The sequence below is a fragment of the Paenibacillus sp. TAB_01 genome, assembly GCF_043945595.1.
Lineage (GTDB): Bacteria > Bacillota > Bacilli > Paenibacillales > NBRC-103111 > Paenibacillus_S.
The window spans coordinates 435,448-447,355 of sequence record NZ_JBIFNP010000001.1; the positions used below are offsets into that span (position 1 = coordinate 435,448).

At 54.7% G+C, this 11,908-nt stretch carries 13 protein-coding genes, 1 pseudogene and 1 riboswitch; of the genes and pseudogenes, 11 read left to right on the plus strand and 3 right to left on the minus strand.

Annotated features, from left to right (window positions below):
- Positions 1 to 11: 11 nt before the first annotated feature.
- The gene (locus ACHHV8_RS02235) at positions 12 to 605 is read left to right on the plus strand and encodes an anti-sigma factor (RefSeq protein ID WP_395156365.1); all 594 of its coding nucleotides are present in this window, start codon (positions 12 to 14) and stop codon (positions 603 to 605) included.
- Between the two features lie 244 nt (positions 606 to 849).
- The gene (locus ACHHV8_RS02240; protein ID WP_395156367.1) at positions 850 to 2,043 is read left to right on the plus strand and encodes a GNAT family N-acetyltransferase; all 1,194 of its coding nucleotides are present in this window, start codon (positions 850 to 852) and stop codon (positions 2,041 to 2,043) included.
- Between the two features lie 191 nt (positions 2,044 to 2,234).
- Here the strand turns inward: ACHHV8_RS02240 and ACHHV8_RS02245 are convergent.
- Positions 2,235 to 3,267, minus strand: a pseudogene (locus ACHHV8_RS02245) (LLM class flavin-dependent oxidoreductase).
- Between the two features lie 153 nt (positions 3,268 to 3,420).
- The gene (locus ACHHV8_RS02250) at positions 3,421 to 3,867 is read right to left on the minus strand and encodes a hypothetical protein (RefSeq protein WP_395156369.1); all 447 of its coding nucleotides are present in this window, start codon (positions 3,865 to 3,867) and stop codon (positions 3,421 to 3,423) included.
- A 328-nt stretch (positions 3,868 to 4,195) separates the two neighbouring features.
- Here ACHHV8_RS02250 and ACHHV8_RS02255 point away from each other — a divergent pair, with 328 nt between their 5' ends.
- From ACHHV8_RS02255 to ACHHV8_RS02285, 7 genes are all read left to right on the plus strand, one after another.
- Positions 4,196 to 4,495 (plus strand): LiaF transmembrane domain-containing protein, encoded by a 300-nt coding sequence (locus tag ACHHV8_RS02255; protein WP_395163401.1) that lies wholly within the window; start codon positions 4,196 to 4,198, stop codon positions 4,493 to 4,495.
- A 64-nt stretch (positions 4,496 to 4,559) separates the two neighbouring features.
- Positions 4,560 to 5,249: a PspA/IM30 family protein gene (locus ACHHV8_RS02260; RefSeq protein WP_395156371.1), complete on the plus strand. Its 690-nt coding sequence runs from the start codon at positions 4,560 to 4,562 to the stop codon at positions 5,247 to 5,249.
- Complete coding sequence (locus tag ACHHV8_RS02265; protein ID WP_395156373.1) at positions 5,246 to 5,530, plus strand: PspC domain-containing protein; 285 nt, start codon at positions 5,246 to 5,248, stop codon at positions 5,528 to 5,530. The genes ACHHV8_RS02260 and ACHHV8_RS02265 overlap by 4 nt, the downstream gene beginning before the upstream one ends.
- 243 nt (positions 5,531 to 5,773) lie before the next feature.
- On the plus strand, positions 5,774 to 6,475 hold the full coding sequence (locus tag ACHHV8_RS02270) for a PspA/IM30 family protein (RefSeq protein ID WP_395156375.1): 702 nt from the start codon (positions 5,774 to 5,776) through the stop codon (positions 6,473 to 6,475).
- Positions 6,476 to 6,736: 261 nt separating this feature from the next.
- Positions 6,737 to 7,297: a cell wall-active antibiotics response protein LiaF gene (gene liaF, locus ACHHV8_RS02275; RefSeq protein ID WP_395156377.1), complete on the plus strand. Its 561-nt coding sequence runs from the start codon at positions 6,737 to 6,739 to the stop codon at positions 7,295 to 7,297.
- Positions 7,298 to 7,327: 30 nt separating this feature from the next.
- Positions 7,328 to 8,407: a sensor histidine kinase gene (locus tag ACHHV8_RS02280; protein WP_395156379.1), complete on the plus strand. Its 1,080-nt coding sequence runs from the start codon at positions 7,328 to 7,330 to the stop codon at positions 8,405 to 8,407.
- Complete coding sequence (locus ACHHV8_RS02285) at positions 8,385 to 9,035, plus strand: response regulator (RefSeq protein WP_395156381.1); 651 nt, start codon at positions 8,385 to 8,387, stop codon at positions 9,033 to 9,035. The genes ACHHV8_RS02280 and ACHHV8_RS02285 overlap by 23 nt, the downstream gene beginning before the upstream one ends.
- Here the strand turns inward: ACHHV8_RS02285 and ACHHV8_RS02290 are convergent.
- The gene (locus ACHHV8_RS02290; RefSeq protein ID WP_395156383.1) at positions 9,013 to 9,639 is read right to left on the minus strand and encodes a TetR/AcrR family transcriptional regulator; all 627 of its coding nucleotides are present in this window, start codon (positions 9,637 to 9,639) and stop codon (positions 9,013 to 9,015) included. The two genes, ACHHV8_RS02285 and ACHHV8_RS02290, sit on opposite strands and share 23 nt — an antisense overlap.
- Positions 9,640 to 9,871: 232 nt before the next feature.
- Positions 9,872 to 9,972, plus strand: a riboswitch (guanidine-I (ykkC/yxkD leader).
- 63 nt (positions 9,973 to 10,035) lie between these two features.
- Between ACHHV8_RS02290 and ACHHV8_RS02295 the strand changes: the two genes are divergently transcribed.
- Together ACHHV8_RS02295 and ACHHV8_RS02300 are read left to right on the plus strand one after the other, a co-directional pair.
- Positions 10,036 to 11,073 (plus strand): ABC transporter substrate-binding protein, encoded by a 1,038-nt coding sequence (locus ACHHV8_RS02295; protein WP_395156385.1) that lies wholly within the window; start codon positions 10,036 to 10,038, stop codon positions 11,071 to 11,073.
- A gap of 15 nt (positions 11,074 to 11,088) precedes the next feature.
- Entirely contained in the window at positions 11,089 to 11,808 is a 720-nt protein-coding gene (locus ACHHV8_RS02300) for an urea amidolyase associated protein UAAP1 (protein ID WP_395163402.1), read from the plus strand.
- Positions 11,809 to 11,908 lie beyond the last annotated feature (100 nt).

The following is an 11,908-nucleotide window of genomic DNA, read 5'->3' on the forward strand; positions in this document are numbered from 1 at the left end:
CGAGAAAATCAGTGAGGAGCAGAGAGTATGCTTCCGCAGCCGAGGTGCTTATCCCGCTCTCGCGAAGAACGGACAAGCCGCTGCGCAGAAGAGGCTACTGGCTGACGCTTGGGGGAGTGCTCGCCGCTGCGGTTATCGGCTTGGGCTTCTATGGATACGATCAGTTAAAAGGAGAAACGCAGCGGCTGCAAGCCGAGCTGGCCTTGCTTACCACCCGGCTGCAGAGCGCTAACGCCGGCTTGGATGCGTTGAATAGACCGGCCGAGGGTTTAAAGGTTAACCGGATCGTCGTTCTGAACCCGGGAGCTGAGACTATCGCTTCCAAAGGGTTGGCTTATATTGTAGCCGATGATAAAGGCGCCCATTTGATCGTCCAGGCCGAAAGCTTGCCGGAGCTTCAGAAGGATCAAGCGGTTCAGGTTTGGTTATTTAAGGATAATCAGCCGAGGAATGCGGGGCACTTCTACCCCCAGGGCGGAAACGGGGCTATTTATTTTGCGCCCGATCCGGGCGAATATGATTCTTTATCGATCACAGTGGAGCCGGATGTCAAAGGCGATAAGCCTAGGGGAGTGGTATTGCTGGCTGCAGGGTTAAAAAGCTGAAACGGGGCAATCCCGTTTTGGTGCATTCGGATGCAGAGGCGGGTGAAGGTGCGAGTGCCGGTTCCTACGCGCCGCCCTTATCGGCGGACAGCATTTACGGCGCCAGAGCTGTTTGATGATTGGCTATGGAACCATGCCGACCGCCGTGGTAAGATCGAGGTGGGAAGCATGCAGCACCCGATTTGAAAACGCTTCGACGAACGTTACCGTTATTATCCGATGAAAGCAGAGGGGAAGGAATCCAATGAACGATGTGATCATTCGCCATATCCCGAAAGAGCAGTTCCCGGACAGCCTGGCGCTGTCGGAATTCGCATTTCAGTACAAGATTCCGCCGGAGGAATGGGACGACAAGCTGTCTCAGCTTAAGGAGAACGAGCAGTGGGGAGCCTACATTGACGGGAAGCTGGCCGCCAAAATGACCATTCTTGAGCTGCACACCTGGATTCAAGGCAAGCGGTGGAAGCTCGGAGGGATCGCCTCCGTGGCGACATGGCCGGAGTACCGAAGAGGCGGCCTGGTGGCAGGACTGCTGAAAAACGCGTTAAAAGTGATGCGGGAGGAAGAACAGTGGGTCTCATTTCTGCATCCGTTTCAATTTGCGTTTTACCGCAAGTTCGGCTGGGAGACTTATACGGAAACGAAGAAATATGAGATACCGACGGCTCTGCTTCCGAAGCTGCCTCCACAGCCCGGACAAATCGTACGGGCAGGCGATGATGCCGAGCTGCTGGGAGCTCTCTATACGGAATACGCCAAGCGCTACAGCGGCACATTGGACCGGGATCGCGGCTGGTGGAGCCAGCGTATTTTTCCGAACAAAAAGGGAACGACCGCGGTTTACTACAATGAGGACGGCAAGCCGGCAGGCTACGTCCGCTATCTCATAAAGGATTACATATGCCAGATTCACGAGCTGGTTTACTTGGACCGGGGCGCCTGGAAAGCGCTGTGGAAATTCATCACTGACCATGATTCCATGATGGAAAAGGTGACGATCAGCGCGCCGAGCGACGATCAGCTGCCGTTCCTGCTGGACAATCCAAGAATCAAGCAGGAAACGCATCCTTATTTCATGGCCCGGATTGTGGATGCCGCCAGGTTTATCGAGCAGTATCCATTTGCGGAAAATGGAGCCGCAGGCGTTTCTATCGAGCTGAAGCTTACCGATCCGTATGCCGGCTGGAATGAAGGGAGATTTATCATTCAGATCGGAACGGACGGTCAAGCCAAGGTGGAGAAACGCCCCGGAGAAGCCGAAGCATCGGCGGTACCGCAGGCCGCCTGCGATATAACGACCTTGTCTGCGCTGCTGATGGGTTACCAGCGGGCTTCGCTGCTGCATGAGGTTGAACGGCTGCAGGGCGATGAGGAAGCCGTCCGGCTGCTGGAAGCGCTGATTCCGAAGCGGACGACGTACTTGCCCGACTTTTTCTAATGGTCATGCAGGGAGAGGCTGGAGAGAAAATCAAAAAGGATCATTGGCTGGAATTCAGCTAATGATCCTTTTTGCGCTAGATTGGTGCGATGACGCTTGTATGGAGCGTCCGGTATCCCTGCGGCAGGATAACAACGGTATGACCACACACTCGAACGGAGCGGCAGCCAAGCGCGGCTTCATGCTCCGGTTTATTTGCGTCCGGTCATCTCTGCGATAATCTCGAAGGAGCGCAGCCGTTCCTGATGCTCGTAAATATGAGCGGCGACCATAATTTCATCGGCCTGGGTGACGTTGAGGAACGCTTGAAGCTTAGCTTTGACCGTTTCAGGGCTGCCTACGATTGAGGAGCCGAGCTGCCTTTGCACGGCGGCCTTCTCGTAGTCGCTCCACAGCTCATCCATATTGTCGACGGGCGGCTTCAGCTTGCCCGGCGTGCGGCCGCGGATCATGTCCAGGAAGGTCTGGTACATCGAGGTTGCGGTTCGCTTGGCTTGCGCGTCCGTATCCGCCGCGATAACATTGACGGCAACCATCGCGCGCGGGGCTTCCAATACCTCGGAAGGCTGGAAGCTGCTGCGGTACAGCTCAAGCGCCGGAAGCATATATTCGGGAGAAAAATGGCTGGCGAACGCAAACGGCAGCCCGAGCTGGCCTGCTAACTGGGCACTGAAGCCGCTGGAGCCGAGCAGCCAGATCGGGATGTCCAATCCCTCGCCGGGAAAGGCGTGAACGGCGGCCGGTCACCGTTGGTTTGAAATAGGCGCGGAGCTCATGGAGCTGCTCCGGGAAATCATGGCCGTTGCGCCCGTCGGGGCGCAGGGCATGCATCGTGCGCTGGTCGGAGCCCGGCGCACGGCCGAGACCAAGGTCGATGCGGCCGGGGTATAACGTTTCCAGCGTGCCGAACTGCTCGGCAATGGCAAGCGGGGCGTGGTTGGGCAGCATGATGCCGCCCGAGCCGACGCGGATGCGCGAGGTGCCGCCTGCGATATGCCCGATCAGAACCGAGGTGGCGGAACTGGCAATACCGGGCATGTTATGATGCTCTGCCAGCCAGTAGCGGTGGTACCCCCATTGCTCCGCTTGGCGGGCAAGCTCCATGCTGTTGCGGTATGCGTCCGCCGGCGTACTCCCTGTTACGACAGGGGCGAGGTCAAGAACGGAAAACGGGATATCGCTCAGCCGTTTTTGGCCGGTATGAGAAGTCTTTTCTTCTGACATGATGAAACCTCCTTGAATAGATCGGCGTTCAGCCAGCCTTTTGTTTCTGTAATATTTATAGTAACAGTAATATTAATAGTAACAGTTTAACGGAGATGTGACAACCATGGAAGGAGGTCATTTCGGCGGAGCGTCCCCTCACCTGGCATCAGGCTACTTCTTCAAATAACGAAGCAGTCCCTGTTCTTTCAGAAAGTCCTGCGGCTGCTCCTTAATATCCAGAACATAGGGCTTTCCTTCCCGGCTGATCAGCAGCAGAAACGGAAGCGCCTTGGATTTCGGGTCCAGGAACAAATAAGCCTCCGAAATGTCCGCCTGCAGCCAGGGGCGGTTTATGCTAAGAGGCGGCTGCAGAGGAATGCGCACGACAAGCCCGGAGTCTGTCTCCAGCCGTGAACGTCCGGAGAGCTGTTCTGCGGCTTCGATCCAAAGCTCCACCTGATGGCGGAAGGCGGAGGAATTTTGGCGTGTGGTCAGTACCCTCTCCTGCTCGACATCAAAAATCTGTACAAGAGGAGAGTCTGCATCCGGGTCTGCGGTCTGGAGCCTGGCTGACCATTGCGGATCGGTTCGATAGCTGTGGAAGAACGGTCGAACCATGGGCGGCGGCAGGGCTTGCAAAAGTAAACCAGGCGAACATGCAGGACAGGATGCCTGCCGCTATCCGGTTTCTGAAACGCTCGTGTCCTTCTACGATCCGTAATCGGCATGTTCCAAGCATGGTGCGCTCCTTCAAGATATGTTATGGAGTATAGTATTTCCCAAGCGCAGGCGGAACATGCCGATTTCCAAAGGTCTGGACAGGCCCCCGACTAAGGTTCAGGTATAAAAACCGACGCAGGTCCGTTTTGGAAAAAGCGCTGAGAATCTAAAATAAAGACATAGCAAACGAGATGACAACGAAAGGCGGTGAGTACATAGCATGAGAATGAATCGAAACACAGGGCTGGCGCTGCTGCTCATTTTATTCGGAGCTTTAATCTTATTCGGCCGCTTGGGTATGCATCATGGAGGACCTCATATCATGAGTTACCTATTCCCTATCGCTATGGTCGTGCTGGGATGGATCGGAATTAAACACGGACGTTCCCTGATCGGCTGGATTCTGCTGATTATCGGTACGCTGGCTCTTATGGCCAAGCTATCCGGATTGATCGCCATCGTATTGGCCATCGGGCTGATCATTTACGGCGTATCGCTGTTGAGAACGAATCGCACTCCCTACTAACAGAACCGTCACTGAACCCGACACTTAATTACGGCAATAAGAACTTTGTAAAGGTGGTTAGAACATGAGTCTTGGCAAACGATTCAGAGATATCACGGTGGCTTCGTTCAATGAAATGCTCGAGCAATCGGAAGACCCGGTTCGCTTGATCGATAAGTATCTAAGCGCCCAAGCGGAGCAAATCCGTGAGTCCGAGCGGCTGATGCAGCAATGTGTCGCTCACGCTGCAACCCTGCGTCAGCAATATATGGCGGCGGCGCAGCTGAAGGAACGCCGGGAGCAGCAGGCGCTGATCGCCCTGAAGGCGGGCGAGGAAGAGGTGGCCCGCATCGCGCTGCAGGAGAAGCTGCAGCAGGAAGAGCGCAGCGTGCAGTACAAGGCGCTGTACGACCAGAGCAAGCTTGGCCTGGTCGAGCTGGAAGAGCAGCTGAAGCAGATCAGGGCGGACTTCGATGAAGTCGCGGCGAAGCGCAGCTACTACATCGCGAGGCTCGAAAGCGTTCGGCTGCAGCAGCGGATGAATGAGCGTCTGCGCAGCATGGACGGCGGCTTGGGAGCCGGGCAGCCGAGAATGTTCGACCGGCTGGAGGACCGCGTGTCCGACATGGAAATGGCGGCGCGAGCACTGAGAGACGTAAGGTCCCGCGGCCGCGATGCGCTCCTCTATGCAGGAAACGCGGCGACGAGCGCGCTGGAGAATGAGATGGAGAAGCTGAAAGCGAAATTACAGCAGGAGGGTTGGATGCGATCATGACCAGACTATTTCGTTCCCGTACGGATCGCAAAATTACCGGTCTGTGCGGCGGGTTGGCCGAAACTTTAAATATTGATTCCAATTTGCTTCGTTTGCTGCTGGTGATTACGGCATTCTTTTCCGGGGGCGTCGTGATTCCTCTCTACTTCCTTGCCGTCATCGTAATTCCGAACGAGCCGTATACGGGAAAGACCGTGCCGTCCAGGGCCCGGACCGGGCTTCGGAGGCTACGGCGACTGGAGAGGAGCGGAGGCATCCTGGGGCCGGGGCTGGGGACATAAATCGTGGCGCAAGCAGCGCCGCTGCGGTCACCGCCATGATTACCAGGGCGACCCGCGAGAGCAGGAAGGCTATTATCAGGCGAACGGCTCCGCGTACCAAGGCCAGAATAAAGCGGAATCCGATCTTGACGATATGATGAAGGATATCGAGAAGAAGGCTATGTGGAAAGAAATCGAAGAGCTTCGCGCCAGAGTGGCGCAATACGAAAAACAACAACAACAAACTAAGGGAGATGTGTAATCATGGGAGTATTTTCGAGAATTAAGGATATGACAAAGGCTTCGCTGCACGAATTGTTGGACAAAGTGGAAGATCCGATCATTATGCTGAACCAATACCTTCGCGATATGGAGGAAGAAATTGCTCAAGCGGAGGTAACGGTAGCCCGTCAAATCGCCAACGAGCGCAAAGTAAAGGAACGCTACGAAGAAGCGGTGCGTTTGACCGCACAGCGCGAAGAGCAGGCGAAAGAAGCGCTTCGTAACGGCCAAGAGGCGGCAGCCCGCCAGGCATTGGAGCAAAAGCTGTACTACGAAGGTAAAATCACCGAATATGCGGAAATGCACGAGCAGTCCAAGGCACAGGCGGAAGAATTGGTTCGCCAGCTGCATGAAATGAAAGATGCGTTCTATCAAATGCGCAACAAGCGCAGCGAGCTGATTTCCCGCGCTCAACTGGCCAAAGCGAAAAGGCAGATGGCCGAAGTAACGACGAACAACGTGATCGAAGGCGGGCAAGCGGTGAAGGGCTTCCGCCGGATGGAAGAAAAGATCGTAGCGCTTGAAGTGGAAGCTGAAATCGCGCGCACCCCTTATGTGAGCGGCGCCTATCCGGGCGTATCCTATCCTTCGGCTGCAGCCGGAGTAGATGCAGCCAAGCAGCAGAAAGTAGACGATCAGCTGCAGCTGCTGAGAGAGAAGCTGAGCTCGGAGCAGTCCCAGTAAGCTTCGGCAAGTAAAATCCTCTTTGAGCCCCAAATAAATTATGATATGCTAGGTAAGGCCAAACGTCATAGGGCACGCTAAGGGCACTATGGCTTTGGCCTTTCCGGCAGTACATACATTGCGCCAAGAACCGGCAGAGAAAGGAGGCGGCACGGATGAGAAGAAGACACCCATTTCGCAACAACAACCGCAACGTAGCGCTCCTTTTGATCGGAATCGGTATTTTTCTGCTGGCTGAGGGCCGATTTCAGTTTCTTTACCGTGATCGCTCTGATCCTTATCTTTGTCGGAATTAATAAAATCCGCTCCGCATCCGTCCGCAAAGGGTACGTATTTATCGCGATCGGTTTGATTATGCTATTGGGCGGCAACCTTTCGCTGCTTCTGGCGATCGTCCTTATCTCCCTCGGGTATTTTTATATCCGGTCCAAGCAGCTGCACGGGGATGAGAGCTATATGAAAAAGCAAAGCCTGATCGAAAGCATCCGCTGGGGACGCGAGCCCTGGATTCTCCGCAGCAGTTCCATCTGGAATATTGTCGGTGAGCTGCAAATCGACCTGACCTACGCGATTCCCGAGCAGAAGGAAACGACGATTGTGCTGCAGGGCGTCATTGCCGATGTCGATATTATCGTGCCCGAGGATATGGGCGTTTCCGTCACATCGACGGTATGGTTCGGCCAATCCGATATCGGACCGAATAAGGAAGCGGGCGTGTTGAACAAGACGGTATGGCAGTCGCCTAATTACGAGCTGGCCGAGCATCAGGTGAAGATCATTATTTCCTATATTGTCGGCGATATCGACATTAAGGTGGTTTAAGAAAAGACGGAACGGAAAGGATATTGAGCCATGGAAGGGCATGAGAAGCGTCTCACCAATATGATATGGCGAAGCATGGGCGAGTCCGTCATACTCAGCCTTCTTCTGTTCGGCGTCATTGTCTACTTTCTGAGCTCCAACGGCTATATTAAAGAGTTCACCTCGTGGGAGGAGGGCGTCAAGCTCAGCCTGATGCTGATTGTGATTGTCTCTTTCATCGGGGGCATGTACGGCCTCTGGTACAGCAGCAGAATGAAACGGCGCCTGGAACAGCTTCGCGAAGTGATGCTTTCTTTGGAAAAAGGCAACTTGAGCCGGACGGTTCCGCCGCTTGGAGAGGACGAGATCGGCCGGCTCGGCGAGCAGCTGAACCTGATCACCAAAAAGTGGGAGGAGCAGGTGACCTCGCTGCAGCGGTTGTCCAATAACAACGCTCAGCTGGCGCAGAAGGCGAAATATTCTGCGATTGTGGAAGAGAGACAGCGCCTGGCCCGCGAGCTGCACGATGCGGTCAGTCAGCAGCTGTTTGCGATTTCCATGACGGCTACGGCGGTAGGGCGGACGCTGGAGAAAGATTTTGACAAAGCGCAGCGCCAAATTTTTCTGATCGAGGAGATGGCCTCCGTGGCCCAGTCCGAGATGCGCGCGCTGCTGCTGCATTTGCGGCCGGTGCATCTGGAGGGCAAGCATTTGTCCGAAGGTGTGGTCGAGCTGCTGCAGGAGCTTTCGCTGAAGGTGCCGATGGACATTTCGTGGGAGCTGGCCGAGGAGATCGAGCTGCCTAAGGGTATCGAGGATCACCTGTTCCGTATCGTGCAGGAGGCGCTGTCGAACGCGCTGAGGCATTCGAAGGCGACCAAGCTTGAGGTGCGGCTGACGCAGCCGACCCATGACGCCATTCGTTTGATGATCCGGGATAACGGAGCAGGCTTCGATCTGGATGCAAAAAAGCATGCTTCCTACGGCATTGTTACGATGAAGGAAAGAGTCAATGAAATCGGCGGTTCGCTGAATCTGATTACGGCTCCGGGCAAAGGAACCCGGATCGATATTCGTGTGCCGATCATGGCGGAAGGAGGAGAAGGCTTTGGAGAACGAGACGGTGATTAAGGTGCTGCTGGTGGACGACCATGAAATGGTGCGGATCGGACTGGCTGCCGTGCTCAGCACGGAAGACGACATCGAGGTCGTCGGCGAAGCAAGCAACGGGACGGAGGGCATCCGGCTGGCCCAGGAGTACAGGCCCGATGTGGTGCTGATGGATCTGGTCATGGAGGGGATGGACGGGATCGAGACGACCCGCCGCCTGCTTCAGCTGTACCCGGAATGCAAGGTTATTGTGCTGACGAGCTTTCTGGATGATGAGAAAATGTATCCGGTCATCGAAGCGGGAGCCTTCAGCTATCTGCTCAAAACATCCCGCGCCGCCGAGATCGCTCAAGCCATTCGCGCCGCGGTGAAAGGTCAGTCCATTCTGGAGTCCCAAGTGGCCTCCAAGATCATGAACCGGTTCCGCCAGCCGAAGCCGCAGGCCGCGGCGCACGAAGAGCTGACAGAGCGGGAGATGGAAGTGCTCCGCCTCATCGCCTCGGGCAAATCGAACCAGGATGTGGCCGATGAGCTGTTCATCGGCATCAAGACGGTGAAGTTTCATGTGACCAACATTTTGGCGAAGCTGGGGGTAGAGGATCGCACCCAGGCGGCCATTTATGCGTTTAAGAACGGGCTGGTGGAGTAGCCTGCCCAGGCGGCCAGTCAGTGCCCGTCTTCGTAATGCCATCCCAAAAAATACGCCACACGCAGGCCAGACGGCGCTCGAAGTCGTGACGCCCGTAATAAAATAACTGAAGAAAGCATCCGTCCATCAAACACAGATAGGATGCGATCAAGTCCTCCAACGGTTCCTCGCGCACAATCCCTTCACTGATGGCTGCCCGGAAAATGTCCCGCAGCTCGTCAGTTATCGTCTGCTCCGATTCCATAAAGCGGCGGTGCAGCTGGTCCTGCATAAAAGCAGGCGGAAACAGCATCGCCCGTTTCAGAAAAGTGACCTTCTCTTCCCCTAACAAATAATCATCGCAGGAATGCTTCAGAATGGTATACAGCATGTCTTCGGTTGTTGTGCTCTGAATCGAAGCGATCAGTTCCTTCGTCCGGCTGGACTGCTCCTGCAGCACGTCGTCGAATACGCTGAGGAACAGCTCTTCCTTGCTGCGGAAATGCGCATAAAGCGAAGGCGTTTTAATGCCGACTTCTTTGGCAATGTCAGATAAAGGCGTACCCTCATATCCGTTGCGGGCGAAGTGGCTTAACGCCGCGCGTTTAATGGCTGTTGCGGTCATAAGCGGAACGTTCCTTTCATCGGATGATGTGACAATCGGTTGGACTTCAGCCGGTTTTAATTGGCTTTCGAACCTTATGATCATTAGTTTGTGTAATATATAATAACATTAATCCGGTGATTTATAAAGTTTTTTCTTGTTTTTGTTGGGGTTCAAGGGCGTTTAACATTTTTATGTCATATTACTTGACATTATGAATGCTGTGCGTGTATAGTACAGATAACAGCATACGCCACATGTTTTCTAGGGTTCCGCAGCCTGCAAGGCTGGCCAGGTCCGAGAGAAGACACACGACATGGGTCGTGCACACGGAGGGAGAAAAGCCCGGGAGGATATCATAGATATCTTACCGGGCTTTTTTGTTTTTCGAAAAAAACCGGTAGGGGGAAGAGTTCTATGAAAAAAGGATTGCTGGTCATTCTGAGTTTGGTATTGGTTTGTATGGCGGTTGTGAGCGGCTGCGGGAACAAAACGGCATCGACAGGCGGTTCCGGGAGCGGTACAGGGGGGAGCGAAGCGCCGATCAAGCTGGCGCTCAGTCCATGGCCGGGCTGGTTTGTATGGTACCTCGTCAAAGAAAAAGGCTTTTTTGAAAAGAACGGCGTCAATGTCGAGCTCGTCTGGTTCCCGGTATACAGTGACTCTTTGGCGGCGCTTGCCACCGGCAAAGTCGATGCGAACAGCCAGACGCTCAGCGATACGCTGGCTCCGGCCAGCAAAGACATTCCGCTGAAGGCCGTACTGGTGAACGACAACTCGCATGGCGGCGACGGCATCGTCGTGAAGCCGGGGATCCATGGCCTGCAGGATTTGAAAGGAAAGAAAGTGGCGACAGAGCTCGGTACGGTAGATCATCTGCTGATGCTGACTGCGTTGAATCAATCCGGCTTGAAGGAAAAAGATGTGAACTATGTGAACATGAGCGTCAACGATGCGGGGCCTGCATTTATCGCCGGTAACCTGGACGCAGCGGTGCTCTGGGAGCCCTTCTTGAGCAAATCGATCGCGGAGGGCAAAGGGAAGCTTCTTTTCTCCTCCAAGGATACCCCGGGACTGATTCCCGATCTGCTCGTGTTCAAAGAGGAAATCACCAAGAATCGTCCGGAGGACGTAAAGAAAATTTTGAATGCCTGGTTCGATGCACTGGATTACTGGAAAAAGAACCCGGAGGAAGCCTTAAGCATTATGGCCAAAGCGGCCGAAACCCCGGTTGACGAGTACAAAGCCGGCGTGGACAGCGTGAAAATTTTTACGGTGGAAGATAACCTTAAGGCTTTCCAAAAAGCGGACGATTACACTTCGCTTCTCTATACAGGCCAAAAGACAGGTGAATTTTTGAAAAGCCTGGATATGCTCTCTTCCATTCCGAAGATGGATTCCGTCGTGGACGGCAGCTTTATTGAATCGATCGCCAAAGAACGAAAGCAACCGTAAAGGAGCGTATCAATGATGAACAGCATATGGAGCACTACCATTCCAGCCGGAGGCAAATCGTCCGGCACGATCGGCCGGGGCAAATGGATTCGTTTCACGGCTTTGCAGAGCGGAGCGAATGTGGCGGCGCTGCTCTATAACGCCCGGGATTTAACCGAGCGTTATAACATGCCGGATACGCTGAAAGCTCAGTATACCTCCCGTTTAACAAGGGGAAATGTGCTGATGAGCGATAACGGACGCGTACTGGCAAGCATTGTGGAGGACGGCCTGGGCTGGCACGATACTTTGTGCGGGTACACGACCCGTGAGACGACGGATGCGAAGTACGGGACGACCACCTATCAGGAGCTGCGCAATGACTGGCTGCGAAGCGGGCAGGAGAATTTGACGGTCGAGCTGGTGCGCAGCGGGCTTGGTATACGCGATCTGGTGCCCGTCGTGAATTTGTTTTCCAAGGTTTACTGCGATGACGACGGAGAGATGAAGTTTGTTTCCGGGCATTGCGGAGAAGGGGCGGCGGTTACCCTCCGGACCGAGATGGATGTGCTGATGGTGCTGTCGAATACGCCGAATCCGCTCGACCCAAGTCCGGTTTACCCGTCGGTTCCGGTCAAGATCGAGGTGGGAACGGCGGCGCCGGTCGAAGCCGATGATTTTTGCGTGAATTACCGGCCGGAGAACCGCAGAGCTTTTGAAAATACATCGGCCTATTACTTGCTGTCGGGCGTGTAGGCCGGAGAGCTTGTGTGAGGTATCATCCATAAAAAAGAGGACGGCGCCGCAGCCGTGCAGAGCTTGGCTCAGGAACGGACGCCTTGATGATTACATTGGT